17 protein-coding genes and 1 tRNA gene are annotated in these 22,279 nt (G+C 66.5%); 10 read left to right on the forward strand and 8 right to left on the reverse strand.

The features are described from left to right. Window positions 1-127: 127 nt before the first annotated feature. From cobS to VGN66_RS05285, 3 genes are read left to right on the forward strand one after another with little or no spacing between them, the layout of a single operon-like run. Complete coding sequence (gene cobS, locus VGN66_RS05275) at window positions 128-1,132, forward strand: cobaltochelatase subunit CobS (RefSeq protein WP_224923017.1); 1,005 nt, start codon at window positions 128-130, stop codon at window positions 1,130-1,132. A 52-nt stretch (window positions 1,133-1,184) separates the two neighbouring features. Next, the gene (locus VGN66_RS05280) at window positions 1,185-1,469 is read left to right on the forward strand and encodes a type II toxin-antitoxin system prevent-host-death family antitoxin (protein ID WP_327517812.1); all 285 of its coding nucleotides are present in this window, start codon (window positions 1,185-1,187) and stop codon (window positions 1,467-1,469) included. Next, window positions 1,466-1,858 (forward strand): type II toxin-antitoxin system VapC family toxin, encoded by a 393-nt coding sequence (locus tag VGN66_RS05285; RefSeq protein ID WP_327517813.1) that lies wholly within the window; start codon window positions 1,466-1,468, stop codon window positions 1,856-1,858. The genes VGN66_RS05280 and VGN66_RS05285 overlap by 4 nt, the downstream gene beginning before the upstream one ends. A 50-nt stretch (window positions 1,859-1,908) precedes the next feature. On the opposite strand, the gene VGN66_RS05290 is transcribed toward VGN66_RS05285, so the two are convergent. Continuing rightward, on the reverse strand, window positions 1,909-4,089 hold the full coding sequence (locus tag VGN66_RS05290; RefSeq protein WP_327517814.1) for a methyl-accepting chemotaxis protein: 2,181 nt from the start codon (window positions 4,087-4,089) through the stop codon (window positions 1,909-1,911). Between the two features lie 135 nt (window positions 4,090-4,224). On the opposite strand from VGN66_RS05290, the gene cobT reads away from it, so the two are divergent. The 4 genes from cobT to VGN66_RS05310 all read left to right on the forward strand — a co-directional run bounded on the left by cobT (window position 4,225) and on the right by VGN66_RS05310 (window position 9,487). After that, window positions 4,225-6,057 carry a cobaltochelatase subunit CobT gene (gene cobT / locus VGN66_RS05295; protein WP_327517815.1) on the forward strand — a complete coding sequence of 611 codons (1,833 nt, stop codon included), beginning with the start codon at window positions 4,225-4,227 and terminating at the stop codon, window positions 6,055-6,057. After that, window positions 6,050-6,322: a ribbon-helix-helix domain-containing protein gene (locus VGN66_RS05300; RefSeq protein ID WP_327517816.1), complete on the forward strand. Its 273-nt coding sequence runs from the start codon at window positions 6,050-6,052 to the stop codon at window positions 6,320-6,322. Before cobT ends, VGN66_RS05300 begins: the two co-directional genes overlap by 8 nt. An 80-nt stretch (window positions 6,323-6,402) precedes the next feature. Beyond that, a complete protein-coding gene (locus tag VGN66_RS05305) occupies window positions 6,403-8,721 on the forward strand; it encodes a TonB-dependent siderophore receptor (protein WP_327517817.1) in 2,319 nt (772 codons plus the stop codon). An 82-nt stretch (window positions 8,722-8,803) separates the two neighbouring features. Next, window positions 8,804-9,487 (forward strand): Fe2+-dependent dioxygenase, encoded by a 684-nt coding sequence (locus VGN66_RS05310; RefSeq protein ID WP_327517818.1) that lies wholly within the window; start codon window positions 8,804-8,806, stop codon window positions 9,485-9,487. Between the two features lie 107 nt (window positions 9,488-9,594). Here the strand turns inward: VGN66_RS05310 and VGN66_RS05315 are convergent, their stop codons facing one another. The 6 genes from VGN66_RS05315 to VGN66_RS05340 form a co-directional block, all read right to left on the reverse strand. Then, window positions 9,595-10,470, reverse strand: a complete 876-nt coding sequence (locus VGN66_RS05315) for an FAD:protein FMN transferase (protein WP_327517819.1) — start codon at window positions 10,468-10,470, stop codon at window positions 9,595-9,597. A 98-nt stretch (window positions 10,471-10,568) separates the two neighbouring features. Beyond that, window positions 10,569-11,399: a DUF4198 domain-containing protein gene (locus VGN66_RS05320; RefSeq protein WP_327517820.1), complete on the reverse strand. Its 831-nt coding sequence runs from the start codon at window positions 11,397-11,399 to the stop codon at window positions 10,569-10,571. 16 nt (window positions 11,400-11,415) lie between these two features. Further along, entirely contained in the window at window positions 11,416-11,919 is a 504-nt protein-coding gene (locus tag VGN66_RS05325; protein ID WP_327517821.1) for a DUF2271 domain-containing protein, read from the reverse strand. Between the two features lie 15 nt (window positions 11,920-11,934). Beyond that, window positions 11,935-12,582: a PepSY-associated TM helix domain-containing protein gene (locus tag VGN66_RS05330; protein WP_327517822.1), complete on the reverse strand. Its 648-nt coding sequence runs from the start codon at window positions 12,580-12,582 to the stop codon at window positions 11,935-11,937. 544 nt (window positions 12,583-13,126) lie between these two features. Then, a complete protein-coding gene (locus VGN66_RS05335) occupies window positions 13,127-17,755 on the reverse strand; it encodes an NAD-glutamate dehydrogenase (RefSeq protein ID WP_327517823.1) in 4,629 nt (1,542 codons plus the stop codon). Between the two features lie 177 nt (window positions 17,756-17,932). After that, the gene (locus VGN66_RS05340) at window positions 17,933-19,219 is read right to left on the reverse strand and encodes a hypothetical protein (protein WP_327517824.1); all 1,287 of its coding nucleotides are present in this window, start codon (window positions 19,217-19,219) and stop codon (window positions 17,933-17,935) included. Window positions 19,220-19,399: 180 nt separating this feature from the next. Here VGN66_RS05340 and VGN66_RS05345 point away from each other — a divergent pair. Further along, a tRNA-Thr gene (locus tag VGN66_RS05345) sits at window positions 19,400-19,475 on the forward strand. Between the two features lie 230 nt (window positions 19,476-19,705). Here VGN66_RS05345 and VGN66_RS05350 read toward each other — a convergent pair. Further along, on the reverse strand, window positions 19,706-20,233 hold the full coding sequence (locus tag VGN66_RS05350) for a MarR family winged helix-turn-helix transcriptional regulator (RefSeq protein WP_327517825.1): 528 nt from the start codon (window positions 20,231-20,233) through the stop codon (window positions 19,706-19,708). A 228-nt stretch (window positions 20,234-20,461) separates the two neighbouring features. Between VGN66_RS05350 and ectA the strand changes: the two genes are divergently transcribed. Both ectA and ectB read left to right on the forward strand, forming a co-directional pair. Continuing rightward, window positions 20,462-20,941 (forward strand): diaminobutyrate acetyltransferase, encoded by a 480-nt coding sequence (gene ectA, locus VGN66_RS05355; protein ID WP_327518561.1) that lies wholly within the window; start codon window positions 20,462-20,464, stop codon window positions 20,939-20,941. A 22-nt stretch (window positions 20,942-20,963) separates the two neighbouring features. Next, the gene (ectB, locus tag VGN66_RS05360; protein ID WP_327517826.1) at window positions 20,964-22,265 is read left to right on the forward strand and encodes a diaminobutyrate--2-oxoglutarate transaminase; all 1,302 of its coding nucleotides are present in this window, start codon (window positions 20,964-20,966) and stop codon (window positions 22,263-22,265) included. The last annotated feature ends 14 nt before the right edge of the window (window positions 22,266-22,279 follow it).

Raw genomic sequence — 22,279 nt, forward strand, 5'->3', positions numbered from 1 at the left:
GAGACTGACCTTTGGGGCGTGTGGCCGACAGGCGCGGATTGTGGCACCGAGCCGCTCCCGTGCTTGCGGAGTGGCACGCGAGCCGATACCGCACCGCAAAAGACCCGTACCGAGTCCGAAAGCCCCCATGACCAGCATCCCGAACACCCAGCCCGACAGCCGCGAGACGACGATCCTGCAGGCGCCTGACAAGACCGTCAGCGTCCGCGACCTGTTCGGCATCGACATCGACATGGAAGTGCCGGCGTTCAGCGTGGCGGACGAGCGCGTCCCCGACCTCGACCCGGCCTATGTGTTCGATGCCGACACCACGCTCGCGATCCTCGCGGGCTTTGCGCACAATCGCCGCGTGATGATTCAGGGCTTTCACGGCACCGGCAAGTCGTCGCACATCGAACAGGTCGCCGCGCGCCTCAACTGGCCGTGCATTCGCATCAACCTCGACGCGCATATCAGCCGCATCGACCTGATCGGCCGCGACGCGATCGTGCTGAAGGACGGGGTGCAGGTCACCGAATTCCGCGAAGGCTTGCTGCCCTGGGCGCTGCAGACGCCGACCGCGCTCGTGTTCGACGAATATGATGCAGGTCGCCCCGACGTGATGTTCGTGATTCAGCGCGTGCTGGAGACCGAGGGCAAGCTGACGCTGCTCGACCAGAACCGCGTGATCCGGCCGAGCCCGTGGTTCCGCCTGTTCGCCACTGCCAACACCGTCGGTCTGGGCGACACCAGCGGGCTGTATCATGGGACGCAGCAGATCAACCAGGGCCAGATGGACCGCTGGAACATCGTCGTCACGCTCAACTACCTCCCCGCCGCGGTCGAGGCACAGATCGTGCTCGCCAAGAGCGGCGACTATGACAAGCCGGGCGGCAAGGAGCTGGTCGAGAACATGGTCCGCGTCGCCGAACTGACCCGTCGCGGATTCATCAACGGCGATATCTCGACCGTGATGAGCCCCCGCACCGTCATCACCTGGGCGCAGAACGCCGAAATCTTCAAGGATGTCGGCTTCGCCTTCCGCCTGAGCTTCCTCAACAAATGCGACGAGGCGGAACGCTCGCTGGTGGCGGAATATTACCAGCGCGTGTTCGGCAAGGACCTGCCCGAAAGCGTCGTCAGCAAGGCTTGAAGCGTCGAGTGGACTTAGCTAAGTTAGCTTAGTCCACTCGAGGAGCCGCGCGATGGCCGAGGCAGATCCGCAAAAGACGTTCAACGTCCACGATGCCAAGACCCAGCTGTCCAAGCTGATCGACCGCGCGCATGCGGGCGAGGAAATCATCCTGTCCAAGGCGGGCAAGCCCTATGCGAAGCTAATCGCATATGAGCCGACACCCTTGCCACGCCGCCAGCCCGGCCGCTTCAAGCATCTGTTGAAGGATGTCGATCCCGAGGCGATTCTAGCACCGTGCTTCACCGAGGAAGAGCTGGACGAGATCGAGAATGCCAGCCTCTTTCCACCCGAATGACGATGCGGCTTCTGCTCGACACGCATGCGTTGCTCTGGTGGTGGAATGACGCCCCGCAACTTCCGGCTGCTGCGCGGTCGGTAATGGCCGATCCGGCGAATGCGGTGTTCGTAAGCGCCGCCTCCGCCTGGGAGATCGCAACCAAGGTGCGGAAGAACCAGCTTCCTGAGTTGGCTGGATGCATCGGGTCATTTGTCGATGACGTGCTGCGTGATGGCTTCAGTCATCTTGACGTAACGGCGCGACACGGCGTGCATGGAGGGTCGCTACCGGGACCGCACAAGGACCCGTTCGACCGGCTGATCGCGGCACAGGCGCTTTTGGAAGATATGACCGTCGTCACATGTGATCGTCAGATTGCAGCATTCGGCTGCGAGACGCTCTGGTAACGGCCCACCCACTCCGCCGCCCCTATGGGTGGCGGAGTGCGCGGTTCACCTCACGCCGCCGCGGCGTAGCTCCGGCGTTGCGGCGTCCCGTCGATGTCGAACTGCGACGCGCGGCCGGCGAGTTCGGTCGCTTCGTTGCGCAGCTGTTGCGCGGCGGCGGAGGTTTCTTCGACCATCGCGGCATTTTGCTGGGTCGTGCTGTCCATCCCGCTGACCGCGATCACGATTTCGGAGATCGACATCGCCTGAACGCGATTGTCGTCGACCAGCGATCCGACCAGCGTATCGACCTGAGTGAAGATGTCCGCGATCTGCACCAGTGCGCCGTCGACATCGCCCACGGCGCCGACCGCATTGCCGACCTCTTCCTGCGTCACGGTCAGCTGGTCGCGGGCGCGCTTGGCCTCTTCCTCGGCGCGCATCGCGAGCGCGGAGACGAGGTCGGCGACCACCGCGAAGCCACGGCCCGCTTCGCCCGCGCGTCCCGCCTCGACCGCCGCGTTCATCGCGAGGACGCGCGTCTGGAACGCGATCTTGTCGAGCCCTTCGATCACGTCGTCGATGCCCTTGGCGCATTCCGACACGCGGCGCATCGCCGATACCGCGCCCGAAGCAACCTCACGCCCGCCCGCCACGCTGGTATTGGCGCGCTTGGCACAGCTCAGCGTCTCGTCGGCGGAGGCGGCGCTGGCGCGCAGCCGCTCGTCGATCTGCGATAGCGCGGCGGAGGTCTGCTCGAGGCTCGCCGCGCTGCTCTCGCTGCGGCTCGCCAGATCCTGCGCGGCGCGGGCGATCTCGGTCGAACCGGTCTGGATGCTCTCCGACCGTTCGACCACGGCGGCGATCAGGTCGCGCAGCGTGGTCGCGGTAGCGTTGAAATCGGTCTTGAGCTGCGCATAGGCCGGCGGGAAGTCGGCATCGATCCGCGCGATCAACTTGCCTTCGCGCAGCGCGGCAAGGCCGGTGCCGATCGCGGCGGTGACCTGGCGCTGCTCCTGCGCGTTGCGCGCCTGCTCCCGCTCGCGCTCGGCGGCGGCGAGGCGGAAGACATCGGCGGCGCGGGCGAGCGTCCCGATCTCATCGGCGCGGTCGGTTTCGCCGACCGCCAGATCTTCGCCCTTGGCCAGCCGGTCGACCGTGTCGGACAGGCGCCCGAGCGGCAGCCCGACCACGCGCTTCGACGCCATCCACAATGCGCCGAGCGCGCCGGCCACCACCAGAATTCCGATCACGACCAGCATCCAGGTCAGGGCATTGGCAGGCGCGGTAATCGCCGCCTGCGGAATATCGACCACGACGGCCCAGCGATCGGCGATCCCGCTGACGGCCACCGGCACCGCAAAGCGCGCCCACTGCGTGCCATCGGCGGCGACATGGGCAAAGCGCTGGGGCGTCCCGGTCTTGATCACCGCGTCGATCAGCTCCTTCTGACCTTCGTCATAGGGCTTCATCCGCATCTCTGCATTCTCATGCGCGATCCAGTTGCCGTCCTGCGCGATCAGGCGCACGCGGCCCGATCCCAGCGGCTTCTGCTTCATCAGGCCGGCGGACAGGTCATCGAGGCTGATGTCGAACCCTGACACGCCGACCACCTGATCACCGCGCCGCAGCGGGAAGGTGATGCTGAACATCAGCACCTGCTTGCCATCGACCGGATAACTGTAGGGGAGGCTCAGGCGGCCGGCGCCGCGCTTGAGCCCCTGCGCATAATAATCCTTCTGCCAATCCTCGGGCGGGCTGGCGTCCTGCTGGTTGATCTTGCCGGACTTGTCGCGGGTCAGATACGGCGCGAAGCCGCCGGCAACGTTATAGGCGGGGGTGCCGGCCAGTTCGGGGCGGTTATATTCCGGCTCCAGGATCGACCATGCGCCAAGCACGGTTGGCGCCGAGGCGAGAAAGCCGCGCAGCTGGGATACCGTCCGATCGGGCGCGAAGCCGGTGGCGGTCAGGTCGGTCGAGATCGACCGCGCCATCGCATGCGATGCCCCGACGATGCCATTGACGTCCGTCGCGATGTCGCTCGCATAGCGCTCTGCCGTCACCTCGGCAGTCTCGCTCGATCCGCGCCCGACCACGGACGACGCCTGAAGCGTGACGATGGTAAACCCGATCGCGAGCAGCAGCGAGATCGCCGCAGCGCACAGCGCGATCAGCTTGCCCGCGACGGACAACTGGTCGAAGCGCGCACGCAACGGGTTCGAACTGGCAAGCGTTTCGGCGAGGTAGGACAAGGAGTATCTCCCGGGCAGTATTCGTCCGCATTATAGCTGGTGCGACCGTCGAAGGTCGGGCGCTGCGCGAATCTGTACCCTGACCTGACCCGCAGGACGCTTGTGTCGCGGCGCGCCTCCGCGCATGGAAATCCGATGGCCAGCGACTCTCCCCTCGATCAGTTCAAGTCCGTGCTTACCGGGACCGCGCGGGCGCTGTCGCATCAGGCGGAGCTGGAACTCGCCTTTACCGCCGACGCGCCGGCGCAATCGGGCCGGCATATCAAGGTGCCGATGCCCGGCCGCAATCTGCCGCCCGAACAGGTGGCGGAGGCGCGCGGTTTTGCCGATGGCTATGCGCTGCGCTTGCGGCTGCACGACGCCGCCACGCACCTAAAAGGCGCGCCCAAGGAGCCGGTTGCGCGCGCGGTGTTCGATGCGGTGGAAACCGCGCGCATCGAGGCGCTGGGGTCGCGCGGCTTTGCCGGCATCGCCGATAATCTCGACCATGCGCTCGAGATGAAGATGCGGTCCGACCCGATCAGCCGGGCGCGCACGCGCGACGAAGTGCCGCTGTCGACCGCAGTCCAGTTGCTGGTGCGCGAACGGCTGACCGGGCGCGAATCGCCCGCCGCCGCCGCGCTCGGGCTCGGGCTGGTGCGCGACTGGATCGAGGACAAGGGCGGCGCGGATCTCGACGCGCTGGCGCTGGCGATCGACGATCAGGCGGCGTTCGCGCGGCTGGTCGGCAATCTGCTCGCCGATCTTGAGCTGACCGAGGGCGATCTGGTTCCCGACGAATCGCAGGATGGCGGCGGCGAGGACGAAGGCACCGACGAAGCCGATCAGGACGAGGCCGATGCCGGCGACGAGCCCGGCGACACCGGCGAGGGCGAGATCGACGCGCGCGGCGAACAGCGCGAGGGTGAGGGCGAGGACGGCCCGGAAACCGAGCAGGAACAGGGCGAGTTCGAGGACGGCGAGGGCGAGCCCGGCGATCCGGGGGATGAGGGGATGATGCCCGTCCGCCCCAACCGCCCCTGGTCCGATTTCCCGCCGCAGTTCGAATATGGCGCCTACACCAACCAATATGACGAGGTGATCGCCGCCACCGACCTGTGCGACGACGAGGAACTGACCCGGCTGCGCGCCTATCTCGACACGCAATTGTCGAACCTTCAGGGCGTGGTGACCAAGCTCGCCAACCGGCTCCAGCGCCGGTTGATGGCGCAGCAGAACCGCAGCTGGGACTTCGATCAGGACGAAGGGCTGCTCGACGCCGCGCGGCTGGCGCGGGTGATCGTCAACCCGATGCAGTCGCTGTCGTACAAGGTCGAGAAGGACACCGAGTTCAAGGACACGGTGGTCACGCTGCTGATCGACAATAGTGGATCGATGCGCGGTCGCCCGATCAGCATCGCGGCGATCAGCGCCGACATTCTCGCGCGCACGCTCGAGCGCGTCGGGGTGAAGACCGAAATCCTCGGCTTCACCACCCGCGCGTGGAAGGGTGGGCAATCGCGCGAGAAGTGGCTGGGCGAAGGGCGTCCGGCGCAGCCCGGCCGCCTCAACGACGTGCGGCACATCGTCTACAAACAGGCCGACGAACCGTGGCGCCGCGCCAAGAAGTCGCTCGGCCTGATGATGCGCGAAGGGCTGCTCAAGGAGAATATCGACGGCGAGGCGCTGTTGTGGGCGCATAGCCGCCTGATCGCACGGAACGAGGATCGCAAGATCCTGATGGTGATCAGCGACGGCGCGCCGGTCGATGATTCGACGCTGAGCGTGAACAGCGGCTCCTATCTCGAACGCCATCTGCGTCAGGTGATCGGGTGGATCGAAAGCAAGTCGCCGGTCGGGCTGGTTGCGATCGGCATCGGCCATGACGTGACCCGCTATTACAGCCGCGCGGTAACGATCATGGATGTCGATCAGCTGGCGGGCACGATGATCGAGCAGCTGGCGTCGCTGTTCGACCTCGATGCCTGACGCACCCGGCGGCATCGCGCCGCCGCCGGGCGGGTTCCACCCGCCGGTCAAGCGATCGATGACGATCGCCGGGCATCCGACCTCGATCAGCCTTGAACCGCTATTCTGGGACGCGCTGGAAGCCGCCGCCGCGGCACGCGGCCTGCCGCTCAGCGCGCTGGTCGCGCAGGTCGATTATCTGCGCATTCAGGGCGACGATCCCCCCAATCTTGCCAGTGCGTTGCGCAGCTGGCTTCTGATCGATGCGACAAAGTTGCGACAATGATGAAAACGATTCGCATTAGTCTTGACTGTGAGAACGACTCTCAATAGCGGACGCCCCAACGATAACGTAAAGGGGCTTCCATGACTCGCACCTCGCCGGACGGCCATCGCGCCGCGCCTGCTTTCCTCGCGCTCGCCGCGGTTGGTTTCGTCGCATCGGCGCCCGCCGCCTATGCCGCCGACCCGACCGATCCGGTGGCCGAGCAGGACCGCGCCGATGTCACCGTAACCGGCGAAAAGGTGCGTTCGGAGCAGGCCAGCCCCAAGGTCACGCGTCCGGTGCGCGACACCCCGCAGACCGTCACGATCCTGACCAACAAGGTGATCGAGGAGCAGAACCTCCTCACACTGCGCGACGTGCTGTCGACCGTGCCCGGCATCACCTTCGGCGCGGCCGAGGGCGGCATCGCGCCGAGCGACCAGATCACCCTGCGCGGCTATTCGGCATCGTCCGACATCACCACCGACGGCGTCCGCGACAGCGCGCCCTATTCGCGCAGCGACCCGTTCAACCTAGAGCAGGTCGAGGTCACCAACGGCGCGAACTCGGTCTATAACGGGTCGGGATCGGTCGGCGGGTCGATCAACATCGTGACCAAGCGTCCGCAGGCGGAAACGTCGATCGCGGTGCAGGGCGGAATCGGCACCGACGATTATTATCGCGGCACGATCGACGCCAATGTCCGCGCCAATGACCTGATCGCGGTGCGCCTCAACGCGATGGTGCACCAGAACGACGTGCCGGGCCGCGATGTCGAAAGCTATGAGCGCTGGGGCGTCGCGCCTGCGGTGACGATCGGGATCGAAGGACCGACCAGCCTGACGCTGCAATATCTGCATCAGGAAGAAACCAATATCCCGCAATACGGCGTGCCCTATTACAAGAATGCCGTGTCCAACGGCGCGCTGCCCGGCATCGATCGCAGCGACTATTTCGGCTACCGCAACATCGATACCCAGGAAATCACCGTCGATCAGGCGACGGCGACGTTCGCGCACGAATTCAGCGACAAACTGTCGATCCGCAACCTGACCCGCTGGCAACAGGTGCAGCAGCTGACGATCGTCGGCCCGCCGCAGGGGACGTTCTGTCTGACCGGCGGGGTCACGCCCACCGGTGCTGCCTGCCCCGCGACCGTTCCCACCGGCTACTATCTGATCGGCGGCCCGCGCGGAAACGTCCGCGATACGACCAGCGAGCTGATGTACAATCAGGTCGACCTGTCGGCGCAGTTCGCCACCGGCGCGGTCGAACACAGCCTGGTCGTCGGCGCATCGGCGGGGTGGGAGAAGTTCTTCCTGTCCACCGGCAACGTCTATCGCAACGCCAACGGCACCGTCGCCAACGCGCCCTATCCGCTGATCAACTGGGCCAACCCGAACGAAGTCGTCGCCGGTCCGGCGGGCTTCAACTATGGCAGCAACGTCTATACCGGCCCAGTCAATTTCTTCGAAAGCGGTCGCCAGCGGGGCGAGGTGACCAACTACGCCGTCTATCTGTTCGACACGATGAAGCTCGGCAAGTTCGAGCTGAACGGTGGCGTCCGCTACGAGCGTAACGAGGGCAATTACCAGACCGACACCAGCACCGCCGCGACCGTGACGACGCCGCAGGGAGCGATCGTCACCGGTCCGCGCTTCCGCAACGATGCCGACCTGTTCAGCTACCGCATCGGCCTCGTGTACAAGCCGGTCGAGGCAGTGACGCTCTACGCCGCCTATGGCAACGCGCAGACCCCGTCGCAGAGCGCGGTCAATGGCGGCTGCACCGCGCTGACCTGCAACGTCGATCCGGAAACCGCGAAGAATTACGAGATCGGCGCCAAGGCCGAGATCGGTCGCGCGCTGTTCAGCATCGCCGCGTTCCGCAACGAGCGCGACCAGTACAAGGTGCCGTCAAACGACCCGACGCTGCCCGATCAGGTGCTCGACGGCCATTCGCGCGTCGATGGCATCGCCGTCAGCGCGACCGGCAACATCACCCCGGCCTGGTCGATCACCGCCAACTACACCTATCTCGAGCCCAAGCTGATCCGCTCGGTTGCGGTCGGCAGCCCTGATCCTGCGGCGGGTGCGGAGCTGCAGAATGTCCCCAACCATTCGGGTAGCCTCTACACCACTTACACGCTGCCGTTCGGGCTGAAGCTGGGCTATGGCGTCACCTATCAGGGCAGCTTCGCGCTGAACCTGCCGACCGCAACGTCGGCGGTGGTCTATCGCGCGGACGATTACCTCGTCCACAATGCGTCGATCTCCTACGACATCACCCGCGACCTCAGCGTGCTGGTGAACGTCAAGAACATCACCAACGAGCTCTACTACACCCGCATACGCAACAATGGCTGGGCCACACCCGGAGATGCGCGCTCGGCGGTGCTGACCGTCGGCTACCGCTTCTAAGGGCTAAAGGGGGAGGAGCGGGTGACGGCAATCCCTGTCCCCCGCTATCATCCGCTCCGACCCCCCTTTAGAAGGCGCTGCTATGCTGATCGCGATTCCCGACTTGCTCGACGCCGCCACGCTCGCCGATTTGCGCGCCACGATCGACGCGGCCGAGTGGATCGACGGCAACGCCACGTCGGGCCACCAGTCGGCACTGGCCAAGCAGAATGAGCAGCTCCCCGAGGACAGCGCCGCGGCCAAGGCAGGCGGGAAGGTGATCCTCGACGCGCTCGGCCGCTCGCCGCTGTTCTTCGCGGCCGCATTGCCGCTCAAGGTCTTCCCGCCCTTGTTCAACCGCTACGGCGTCGGCCAGACCTTTGGCGTGCATGTCGACAGCGCGATCCGCATCCAGCGCGGCACCGACTTCCGCATCCGCAGCGACCTGTCGATGACCGTCTTCCTCGAAGATCCCGCGGCCTATGACGGCGGCGAGCTGGTGATCGAGGATCAGTTCGGGGTCCAACGCGTCAAGCTACCCGCCGGCCACGCGATCCTCTACCCCTCATCCAGCCTGCACAAGGTCGAGCCGGTGACGCGCGGCCGCCGCGTCGCGTCCTTCTTCTGGATCCAGTCGATGGTCCGCGACGATGGCGCGCGGCGCATATTGTTCGACCTCGACCAGAGCGTCCAGCGGCTGACCGGCCAGCTCGGCGGCACGGATCGCAGCGTGATCGAGCTGACCGGGGTCTACCACAACCTGCTGAGGCGTTGGGCGGACGCGTAGCCCCCATACACTCGTCTGCCCGGGCTTGACCCGGGCCAAGGCTTCTTCCTCCCAGCGTCCGATCAAGGCAGCCCAGGCCCGGGTCAAGCCCGGGCCGACGAAAGGGTCTAGTCGAGCATCGCCCTCAACGCGTCCGACAGCCACTCGCCCTCGCCCCGCACCACCAGCTGCACCGCCAGCCCCTCGCGCTCGGCCAGCGCCATCGCCGCGTCTGGCTCCAGCACCGTCAACGCGCTCGCCCAGGCGTCGGCGTGGCAGCAATCGGCGTGGATCACGGTGACGCTCGCGGTGCCATGCGCGATCGGGCGGCCGGTGCGCGGGTCGATGCTGTGGCTGCCCGCCGCTGAATTGCGGCGATAATCCCCCGACGTCGCCACCGCGAGGCCGTGCAGCGCGACCCGCAGCGGGGCGAGCGTCACCCCCGGCGGAGCCTCCACATCGACCCACCAGGGCTGACCATCGGGCTGAATCCCCGCGCCGACCAGCTCGCCGCCAATCTCAACCAAAAAGTCGGCGCAGCCCATCCCACGCAACCGCGCCGCGACCGCGTCGACCGCATAGCCCTTGGCGATCCCCGACAGGTCGAGCCGCGCGGGGCGCACCCGGCGCAGCCGCAGCAGCGGCGCATCGAGTTCGATCGCCCCCAATCCGACCGCAACCCGCGCGGCATCGATCTCGCCATCCTCAGGCACATCGCCACGCGGCCCCGGCGGGCCAAAGCCCCACAGGTTGACCAGCGCGCCCATCGCCGGATCGAACGCCCCGCCCGATCGCGCCGCGATGTCGAGCGCGACGCCCAGGACGTGCACGAACTCCGGCGCGATGCCGTGCCAGCCGCCGGGCGCGGCAGCGTTGATCTGGCTGAGCTGCGAGCAGCGCTCCCAATGGCTCATCTGCGCAATGATGTGCGCCAGCACGCCCGCGATCGCCGCCTGAACGCCCGGCGGCGGCGCGACGATCTGCGCCGACCAGCGCGTCCCCATCGTGTCCCCGCCGAACCGCTCGACACGCGCATGCGCCCGCCGCCGGTGAAAGGCAGCGGGCGACAGCGTCGCGGGAATGGCGATGCGGGGCTCGGGGGTCAGGGTGCCATCACCTCAAGCGTCGTGACATAGCTCGCCCGGCGCGCGCCGGGGGCGGGCGGGGCGCCTTCTTCGCCGCCCGCGCGCGGAGTGGTGACGTTGATCCAGGTCATGCCGGGATCGCTCCACTTGATCGTGACCTTGCCATCGGCGCCGGTCTTCAGATCCTGCTGATGCAGCTGGTCGCGATAGCGGATGCCGCCGGGGATCACCGTGACCGCCAGGCCCGGGGTCGGCTTGCCGTCGAGCAGGAACTGGAAGGTCGCATCCTCCCCGACGATCAGGTCGTTGGGATGCGTCACCGGCACCAGCTCGATGCCCTTGCCGACCGGCTTGAACACCGTCGTGGTCGGCTCGCCCGCCGTCACGAAAATCTCGTTGCGGTTGCTATTGATCGACGTGCGCACATCGGTTGCACCCGCCGGGATCACGCTCGCCAGCTTGTCGGCGGTGGTGCCGCGCGGGATGCGCACTTCCTCACCATTCAGCTTGTACGACCCCATTACGCCTTCGCTGGCGTAGTAGATCTTGTAGGTGCCGCGCTGCTGGATCTGCACGTCGAGCGTGGTGCGATAGCGGCCGGTTGCCTTGTTCTTGACCTCACCCGCCGTACCATCGGGCAGCATCACCGCGATGTCGGCGCGTAACGGCTGATGCTCGAAATAGAACAGGTCGTTGGAGACGGCGGCGTCGACCGTCACCCACACGTCTGCGCCCTCGCCCGAGACGACCGTCATCGACGGGAGCATCCACTGACGGTGCGCCTGAACGCTGGCGGGAATGGCGACCGCCGCGACGGCGGTGGCGATGAGGAGATTGCGGAACTTCATAGTCAGGCCCCTTGGTTCAACGCTTCACGGTCAAAGTTACTGCGCCCAGCTCAGTCTTCCCGCTGGCGCGGGCAGTGCCGCCCTTGGGCAGCGAGAAGGGGATGCGGACCAGCTCGCGCCCGCCCACCTCACGCGCGGCTTCGACCACCAGCGTATAGTTGCCGGCACCCAGCTGCGGCTTGAAGCTGACCTTGTGGGTGCCGGGCGCCTTGGTCGCGCCGGTCACACCCGCGGCGGGAAAGCGCATCGTGCGGCCCGACGCGCGCCACCATTGCCGCACGTCGCGCAGCCATTTGGTGCCCTCATTGTTCTTGAGGTCAACGTCGTACCACACCGACAGGGTCTGGGCCGGGCCGCCCTCCTTCTCGATCCACATCGCGACATAGGGCCGGTGATATTCGGCAACCGTCAGCCTTGGAATCGTGACCGAAACGTCGAGCGTCTGTGCGGCCGCCATCCCCGGCGCGAACAGGCCCGCGCCCAGCGCGGTGGCGGTCAATCCGGTTACGCGAAACTGCATGAGCGGCGGCTCCCTTTAGATATGGATGAAGAAGATCGCGAGGATCGCGGGGATGACGAGGCCCGCACCGACCAGCGGCCACGTGCTCGGGCGGTTCTTGGAGTGCATCTGCAACAACACCAGCCCGGTCAGCGAAAACACGATGCAGGCGAGCACGAAGATGTCGATGAACCACTTCCACACCGTGCCGCTGTTGCGGCCCTTGTGCAGATCGTTGAGCCACGCGATCCAGCCGCGGTTCGTGCTCTCGGTGGTCACCGCGCCACTCGCCCGGTCGATCGCGACCCAGCCATCGCCGCCGGGGCGGGGCAGGGCGAGGTAGATTTCGTCCGCCGACCATTCGGCGTCGGCGCGGGCATGTTTGACGTCGAGATTGCCCTCAACCCACTCCGCAACCGGCGCAGGCAACGGCTTCTTCGTATCGGCTGCGTCGTCGGGCTTGATCGCGGGCAGCAGCGGCGCGGGCAGCTGTGCCGCGCGCTCCACCGTCTGCGGCGAACCTTCGATTTCGGCGGCGTGGTTGAGCGTGAACCCGGTGACCGCGAACAGCAGCAACCCGACCAGACTGATCGCCGAGCTGATCCAGTGCCAGGTGTGCAGCTGCTTCAGCCAAAAGGCCTTGCGGCTGCGCTTGCGCGGCGCGGTCGGGGTGGTTCCGTGCATCGGGGTAGGGACAGCCTAATTGCGATTCGTTCGCAGCCTTAGCGAGAGTGATTCGCAATTACAATGCGCTACTATTCCTCCCCTGCGCAGCAGGGGAGGTGGCAGCGCGCAGCGCTGACGGAGGGGCCGCCCTCGCAGAGGGCGGAATTTTGCCGAGCTGCCACCGGCCGTCTGCGCGGCCGCCCCTCCACCACCGCCTGCGGCGGCGGTCCCCCTCCCCTGAGACAAGCTCAGGGGAGGAGTCGTGAGTGACGACCTTTGCGACATCCCCGAGGAGATTTGTCGCATGCGCGCGTAGCCCCACGGCGCACTCCCACGCGACATGTTCGCATTGCGTGGTTCCGCGACCCGGGCTTCATCGACCCGATGCCTACCCGTTTCTGCTCGGTTGACGTGCCTGCTACCGGCCCAAAACCCGCAGAAATCCGCCACTTTACGCGCCGCGCTTTCCTACAATAACCTATTTGGTTACAATGGCCGCATTGAGTATCAGCCGGAAGGAGGCAAGCTCACACATGACGCATGATCTCGCCCACCTCCGATTTCATCTACCCAGCAATACCCGTGCCTGCCCGGCAATCTGCGCCAGCATCGCCGCATTGGGTGCCGGTGCCTTTCTCGCGCGCTCGACCAGCGCCACGAACTGCGCGACCCGCGCGGCATGTTCGGCCAGCCAGGTCTCGACCTCGGCGCGCGGATCCGTGCCGGTGCCGCGCGCGAGGAACTCCAGCCGCAACTGCTGGAAGTCGCGCGCAAGGCCCGCGATCAGCAGCCGCTCCCACGGATCGCCCGCGACGATGCGCGCGGCATTGGCCTGCGCCCAGTCAAGGCCGAGCGCCTGTCCCAGATGGGTGAACGCATGCGTCAGCTCGGTCTCGCCGATCCCGCGCCGCTGGCCCAGATCGGCAAGCCCGACCGCGCCGTCGAGTTCGAAGATGCGAACGATCTTTGCGACCAAAGCCGTCGGCGCGCCCGCCGCCTCCAGCTGCGCGGCGATGCGGCCCGATTGCGCCAGCGCCTCTTCCTTGAGCAGCGTCTTGGCCTGGCGGTCGAGGCTGTCGATGCCGGGCTTAAGGCGGTGGAGCACCGCGCCGATGTCCTCGCCCGGACGGCACACGCGCAACAGATCGGCGATCTGCGATCGGGTGGCGACGGCGATCTCGTCAAACGCGGCGATGCGCGCGCTCTCGCTCATCGCTGCCGTCTCGATCTCTTCCCACAAAGGCTGCAGGCCGAACAGCCGCTCGGTAACAACGAACATCATCGCGATGTCGCGCAGCGATGCGCCTTCTTCCTCGGCCAGTTCGAACGGGTGCAGCACGCCGAGCCGGTTGACGATGCGGTTGGCGAGCTTGGTCGCAACGATCTCACCGCGCAGGCGATGTTCGAGGATCGCGGTCTTGAACCGCTCCTGCATCGCCGTCGGGAAGGCGGTGATCAGGTCGCTCTCCAGCGCCGGGTCGAGGCCCAGCCCGCCGGTCTCGATCGCATCCTGCAACGCCAGCTTGCTGGTCGCGAGCAACACCGCGAGTTCGGGGCGGGTCAGCCCCGCGCCGTCCTGCGCCCGGCGCAGATATTCCTCATTGGTCGCCAGCCCCTCGACCGCGCGGTCGAGCCGACCGCCCGCTTCGAGGATTTCGGTCAGCCGCACGAAGCTCGGCACCGCGACCGGCCCGTCATTCTCAAGGAACGACAAAGCCAGCGTTTGCAGGCGGTTATCCTCCAGCACCAGATGCGCGACATCGTCGGTCATCGCCGGCAACAGGATGTTGCGATCGGCCATGTCGAGCCGACCCTCGATCACCTCACGGTTGAGCGCGATCTTGATGTTGACCTCATTATCCGAACAATCGACGCCCGCCGAATTGTCGATGAAGTCGGTGTTGATCCGCCCACCCTTCATGGAAAAGGCGATGCGCGCCGCTTGCGTGACACCCAGATTCGCGCCCTCGCCGATTGCACGCGCACGCAGATCCTCGGCATTGACGCGCAGGCGATCATTGGCGGGATCGCCAACTTCGATATGCGCTTCACCCGCAGCCTTCACATAGGTGCCGATGCCGCCGAACCAGAGCAGGTCGACCGTGGCCTTGAGGATCGCGGAGATGAGCGCATTCGGCTCCATCTCCTCCACCTCGATGCCCAGTGCCGCGCGGACTTGCGGGGTGAGCTTGATCGACTTTTCCGACCGCGCAAACACGCCGCCGCCGCTGGAGATCAGCGACGGATCATAGTCCGCCCAGCTCGACCGGGGCAGGTTGAACATGCGCTCACGCTCGGCCCAGCTTGCCGCAGGATCGGGATCGGGGTCGAGGAAGATGTGGCGATGGTCGAACGCGGCGACCAGCTTGATCGCCTTGGACAACAGCATGCCGTTGCCGAACACGTCGCCCGACATGTCGCCGCAACCGGCGACGCGGATCGTGTCGGTCTGGACGTCGGTGCCCATCTCCAGGAAGTGGCGCTGGACGCTGATCCACGCGCCCTTGGCGGTGATTCCCATCGCCTTGTGGTCATATCCAACCGACCCGCCGCTGGCGAAGGCATCGCCCAGCCAGAAGCCGCGATCGATCGCGATGGCGTTGGCGACGTCGCTGAACGTCGCGGTGCCCTTGTCAGCGGCGACCACGAAATAGGGGTCTTCGCCGTCATGGATCACGACGCTGTCGGGATGCACCACCGCGCCGCTGACGATATTGTCGGTGATCGACAGCAAAGAGCGGATGAAGATGCGGTAGCTTTCCTTGCCCTCCTCGAACCACGCATCGCGGTCGATTGCCGGACTCGGGAGCTGCTTGGGATAGAAACCGCCCTTCGCGCCGGTCGGCACGATCACGGCGTTCTTGACCCGCTGCGCTTTCATCAGGCCGAGGATCTCGGTGCGGAAATCGTCGCGCCGATCGGACCAGCGCAGGCCGCCACGCGCGACCGGGCCGGCGCGCAGGTGGATGCCCTCGACCCGCGGCGAATAGACCCAGATTTCCCGCCACGGCAGCGGCGCGGGCAGGTTCGGCACGCGGCTGCTGTCCATCTTGAACGCCAGTGCTTCGGCGGCGGCGGGGGCAAAGGCGTTGGTGCGCAACGTCGCGCGGATCACTCCGGAAATCGCGCGCAGGATGCGGTCGTCGTCGATCGCGCTGACCGCGTCGAGACCCGCAGCAATCGCGGCGTCGGCGGCGGCGATCGCGGCTTCGCTATCCTTCGCGCGCGCCGGATCATGCGCGGCGGCGAAGCGGTCGACCAGTGCAGCCGCGACGGCAGGCGCGCGGCGCAATGCCTCGACCACGGTGACGAGGCCATAGGACAGGCCGGTCTGGCGTAGGTAACGGAACCACGCGCGCAGCAGCACCACCGACGCCGGGGCCAGCCCCGCCTCGACGATCAGCCGGTTGAACGCGTCATTCTCCGCGCGCATTTCCAGCACGGCGGCAATCGCACCTTCGACCGTCGCAGTCTCGCCCTTCAGCGTCCCGCCGGCGGGCAGCTCAACCTCGAAATCATGGATATAGGCATCGGCATCGCCCGCCAGCGCGGTCGGCAGTTCCTCGATCACGCGGAACCCGAAATTCTCGAACACCGGCACCGCGTCGGACAGCGGCAGCGGCCCGCCGAGGCGGTAGAGCTTGATCCGCAGCTTGCCGTCCTGCGGATAGATGCGCACCGATCGCGCATTGGCGTCGGCCAGCCCGGCGATCGGCACGATGTCGCGCGCCGCCTCTTCGGGCGCATTGCTGTTGCGATAGCCGAAAGGGAAACACGGAGCATAACGCAGCGCCAGCCGTGCCGCACGCGCCGGGGTCGCCCCATCCTCACGCAAGGCGTGCTCGACCGCGGGCAGCCAGCCGCGCACCATCCGCTCAAGCTCGACATCGAGCGCGGCGGCATCGGGCATGCGCCCGTCATTGCGCAGGTCGAGCGTGTAGCGCAGCAGCGCGACCGGCCCGTCCTCCAGCGCGATCGACCAGCTGAGCAACGAGGCATTGGCGCGCGCCTCCAGCATCTCGCCGATCGCGACGCGGCGGCCGGTCGAAACGTCGTCGCGCGGCAGCCACACGAACGCGAACAGATGGCGCCCCAGCTGGCTGCGGATCAGCACCAGCTTGGGCCGTGGGCGATCGGTCACCGACATCGCGGTGAGCGCGATTTCCTCCAGCGCTGCGCTGGGGAAGGCGGTGGTCAGGTCGTGCGGCAGCCCGCTCAGCGCATGCGCCAGCGCCTTGCCGGTATGGCCGCGCGGGTCGAAGCCGAACTTGGTTTCGAGGCTGGCGATGCGCGAGCGCAGGATCGGCACCTCATCCGGCGTCGAATGCAGCGCGGCGCTGGTCCACAGGCCGGCATGGACCGACAGGCCGGTGACCTTCGGCCCATCGCGCAACGGCACCAGCACCAGATCGAGCGGCGCACGGCGATGCACGGTCGAGATGAAGTTGGACTTGAGCAGCAAGGGCGGCTGTCCGCCCTGTTCGAACCATTCCACCGCCAGCTGGCGCGACGCTTCGGCCAGCAGCGGCGTGTCGAGATCGACGCGGCAGATGCCCGCCGCATCGGTGACGCTGCCGTCGCGATGCCAGGTCTCATGCCCGACCAGCGTCATGCTGCCACCCTGGAACCAGCGCAGCAGCGCCGCCCCTTCCGCATCGGGGATGCGGTTGGCGTCGTCGTTCATTGCGCGGCGCAGCTCGGTCCAGTCGGTTACGGCGGCGCGGACATGGGCAAGGTTGCGCTCGAGATCGCGGACCAGGCCGGTGCGGTCGCGCGCATCGGCGCGCTCCATCTCGATATAGACCATCGATTCGCGCGATCCGCCGCCATCCCGGCCGGCGCCGATCCCGGCCAGCGTGCCATCGCCCGCGCGTTCGACCGCCACGACGGGATGGATGATCCGCCGGATCGCGATGTCGTGCGCGGCGATCGTTGCCGCGATCGAATCGACCAGGAAGGGCATGTCGTCATTGACGACCGCGAGCCGCATCGCGCGGCTGTCCTCACCAAGGCCAGTTTCGAGCGCCACCCCCGGCGTGCCGGGCGCACGCGTCGCCGCCGCCTCTGCCACGAACCTTGCGGCCGCGGCGCGGGCGGTGTCGTCGAACCCCTCCAGCTCCCCCGGCAGGGCCCCATCGGTGAGGCGCGCATGCAGCGCCTCGGCGAGCGACTTGATCGGCGTCTTGCTCATGGCTCCGCGCTATGCGCCCGTGTGCGGCGCGGCTCAAGACTTGCTGCACCGCACAGTAACATTTGAGACTAAATTGCCGGGATAGCGGTACCGAGGCACAAAAAAATGCGCGCGAACCGGTCTTTTTGACCGTGTTCGCGCGCAGCTTGGGAGAAGGCTTCAGGAAGGATCAGACGTTCATGCGGCGGCCTTGCGCAGCGCGCGGTTGGACAGCGCGGCGTCGTCCTCGATCCGCGCGACGATATCGAGTTCGCCATCGGCACCCGCACGCGCGAGCAGCAGGACGAATTCCTCCGCGCCTGCGGCCATCTGGACATGCGCGATTGCCGGGCGCGCGCGCAACTCGGCGCGGACCTGGTCGAACAGGTCGGGCTGGGGCGCAGGCTTGCGCAGCGCGCGCTCGGCCTTGACGATCCCCTTGATGCCGCCCTCGGTGGCGCTGATGAACGCGTCAAGCCCGCCCTCGGCGACATCGTGGCGACGCGCATGGCTCATCACCGCGGCGAATTCGGTCAGGCGGGTCTTGTCGTAATCGGCACCGAAGACGAGCTTCGCAGCGGCGGTCATCGGCGCGCGCGCCTGCACCGCGATCCCCGCAGCGGCGAGCAGCTCGGCATAGTCCTCGGCATCGATTTCCGACGCGCGGGCGAAATCATAGGCGCGCGACAAGGCGCGGTAGAGCGACGAACGGCTGCGCGTATCGGCGGCGCGGGCGGCCGCCGCGGTTTCGCGCGCGATCACCAGCCGGTCGGCCAGCGATTCGGGGGCGGGCAGGTCGACGGTGTCGAGCACATGCTCGGGCTCAGGCTCCGCGCTTTCGCCAAAGCCGGCGCTCGGCCCGTCGGCCCAGACCGGGGCGGCGGCGACCGGGGTGGGGGCGGTGCGACGGGCTTCGTCAACCTCGTGCTCCAGCCGCGCCTGGGTTTCGGCGTCGACCAGTTCCTTCCAGTTGATCACGCCATAGATGAAATCGATCGTGTCCGCGTCGGACGAGAACGGCATCAGGATGCCGCGATACAGCGTATTATGTCCGCGCTGGCCGACGAACTCGGCTTCGAACCCGATCGGCGCGCGGTTGGCGATGATCTGAAGATAATGGTCGGTCAGGCGCGAGAGCAGCGAGCGGCTGGGCACTTCGCCGACATGGGTGATGTCGCTGGTGACCCCGCATTCTCCGCGCAGCGACATGCCGAGATAGCGAATCGCCGGATTTTCGACGCCCTTGCTGAAATCGAGCAGCACGCTGTGTGGCCCGAAATCGGCGATGTTGCCCGGATCGAGATCCTCGATCGACGGATAGGCGCGGCCATGCAGCAGCGAAACCCAGTGATTATAGGCGCGCACATGCATGCGCCGCTCGTCCGAGCCGATCGACAGGCGATGCGCGTCATGAGCCGAATCACTGACGCCGGTGTCGCCATGATCGGTGTCGGGGCGGTCATCGAGTCCGCGGGCGGTGTCCATGCGCATGCTCCACAGAGGGAAGTGACCCTCGATCGCACCGACTCTGCGCCGCATGTGGTAAACACCGCGTAAAGGCGCCCAATCGTCAAATCCCGCGCCGGAAACGCTTCGGCAACGCTTGTCAGCTAAGAACAAGGCTGATAAGCGCCGCCACCTTCCCCGGCTACGCACGCCGGGCACGCCGCTTTAGCTCAGTTGGTAGAGCATCGCATTCGTAATGCGGGGGTCACAGGTTCGAGTCCTGTAAGCGGCACCATCCAGCTATCTGAAAAATGATGATTTTTCTCAGGGTGGCCTGACGCGCGGCGCCATATCGACTATTTTGGTATCGCACTGGTATCGCAGATGGACCTTGGTTAGCTTGCCAACGTCGTCCCACAGCGACTCCACGCCGTCCACGAACTCGCGAAGATACTCAGGCCTAAGGTGGCGATAGTGATAGGCATTGGTCGCGCGACATAGCCGAGCTTATGGCGTCCTGGGGCGCTATGGCGCCGGCGTCGCTCGATCGATGGCGCCGGCATCAAGCAGGGGGGCGGCATCGAGTGCATCTGCGCCGAGAATGTTCCCCAGCCGATCCAGTGCAGCCAGGATCATGGCCTGTTCCCAGACCGGGAGCGCGGGGAATTGGTCGCTGAAGCGCGCCTGTAGCAAATCAGGAGCTTTCTCGATCGTTGCCCGGCCTGACGCCGTCGCCCGCAGAATGATCTGGCGCTTGTCGCGCAGGCTGCGTTCGCGCTTCACCAGCATGCCCGCCTCGAGTCGGTCGACGATGTTGGTGATCGTCGCCTGGCTGAACTGGAGCGTGGCGGCCAGGACACTCGCAGTCGTTTCCCCGCGCTGCTCAATCTCATGCAGGACGATCAACTGCGACGGGGTCAGCCCGGTTGCGGCGGCAAGCTGTCGGCTGCCCAGATCCGACGCGCGCAGGATGCGGCGCAGCGCCTTGAGGGTCGGGGAGGTGAGGTCGCGTTCCACGGCGTGGTGATATTGCAAAGCCAGCGCCTCTGCCACCGCGAATAACCTTCCAAAATTGAAGTAAGTTACGCACCCGCATGGCTTGAAGAAGGCGGGCGGGTTGAGAAAGTCGCAGTAATTCCCTATATAGCGCGCCAACACAGGGAGCGGCTCGCCCAGCGCGGGCCCAAAAACTAATACGGAGTATGAAGCATCTTTGGGGCGCAAGCAGACCGAACGGCAGTGCCGGACGTCCAGTCAGGGACGCCACATGACGAGATCGAATTGCGCAGGCCGTGCGCCGAGGATGGCGCCCGGATCACTGCGCTGATCGCCGCCGCCCCGCCGCTCGATCGCAACTCGGCCTATTGCAACCTCCTGCAATGCACCGACTTCGCCGACACCTGCGTGGTAGCGGAACGGGGTGGCAGGATCGTTGGCTGGGTCTCCGGCTATCGTCCGCCCGCGACGCCCGACGCCATTTTCGTGTGGCAGGTCGCCGTCGATTCCAGCGCCCGTGGCGAAGGTCTGGCGGCGCGGATGCTGGACGCGCTGATCGCGCGCCCCGCCGCTGCAGGGGCGACCAGCCTGATCACCACCATCACCGAGGCGAACGCGGCGTCCTGGGCGCTGTTCGCCGCCTTCGCGCGCCGCCACGGCGCCGCGCTGACAAAGGCTCCACGCTTCGAGCGCGATGCGCATCTGGGCGGCACGCACGACACCGAATGGGAAGCGCGCATCGGACCGCTCCCGACCACCGACTGAACGATAGATCTGGAGAACACCTATGACCGCAATTGCGGAGCCGAGCCATATCGCGCCGGACACGCGCATCTACGAACGCCGCGAGTCCATCGTCCGCAGCTATTCGCGGTCGATCCCGCGTCAGTTCAATCGTGCCCAGGATGTCTGGCTGCATGACGCGAACGGCGGAAAATATCTCGACTTCCTGTCGGGCTGCTCGACGCTCAACTACGGGCACAATCATCCCGTGCTCAAACAGGCGCTGCTCGACTATATTGCGAACGACGGCATCGCGCACGGGCTCGATCTTCATACCGACGCGAAGGCCGAGTTTCTCCGCACTCTGGAGGATGTGATCCTGCGTCCGCGCGGGCTCGATTACCGCGCGATGTTCACCGGGCCAACCGGCACCAACGCAGTCGAGGCAGCGATCAAACTCGCGCGCAAGGTTACCGGGCGCGAAATGGTCATCGCTTTCACCAACGGCTTTCACGGCATGACGCTGGGCGCGCTTGCGTGCACCGGCAATGCCGGCAAGCGCGGCGGCGCAGGGGTCCCGCTGAGCCATGTCGCGCACGAACCCTATGACGGATATTATGGTCCCGACGTCGATACCGCCGAACTGCTCGAGCAGCGGCTGTCCGATCCGTCGAGCGGCCTCGATGCGCCGGCCGCGATCCTGGTCGAGACGGTGCAGGGCGAGGGCGGGCTCAACGCCGCATCGCCGCAATGGCTGCGCGCGGTGGCGCGGATCGCAAAGGCGCACGGCGCATTGCTGATCATCGACGATATCCAGGCGGGTTGTGGCCGAACCGGCGGGTTCTTCAGCTTTGAAGAGATGGGCTTCACGCCAGACATCGTCACCCTCGCCAAGTCGCTGTCCGGCATGGGCCTGCCATTCGCGCTGACCCTGTTCCGCCCGGAGTTCGACATCTGGTCGCCCGGTGAGCACAACGGCACGTTCCGCGGCAACAACCATGCATTCGTGACAGCGACCGCGACGTTGCGGCATTTCTGGAGCGGGGGCGACTTCGTGGCCGATGTCGAGCGGCGGGGGCGCCTTCTCGAACGCCGGCTCGACCAGATGGCGGCTGAGCACGGCCTGACGACCCGTGGTCGCGGGATGATGCGCGGGATCGATGTCGGCTCGGGTGAAATCGCCGCCGCGATTACCTCGGCCTGTTTCGATCACGGGCTGATCATCGAGACCAGCGGTGCGCACGATGAAATCGTCAAGGTGCTCGCCCCCCTCGTCATCGCCGACGAGGTGCTGGCCGCGGGCCTCGACATCCTGGAGCGCAGCATCCGCAACGCGCTTTCCCCCACCCTCGGCGTCGCCGCCTGAACCAGGAGAAATCA

The sequence above is a fragment of the Sphingomonas sp. genome, from assembly GCF_035998645.1.
Lineage (GTDB): Bacteria > Pseudomonadota > Alphaproteobacteria > Sphingomonadales > Sphingomonadaceae > Sphingomonas.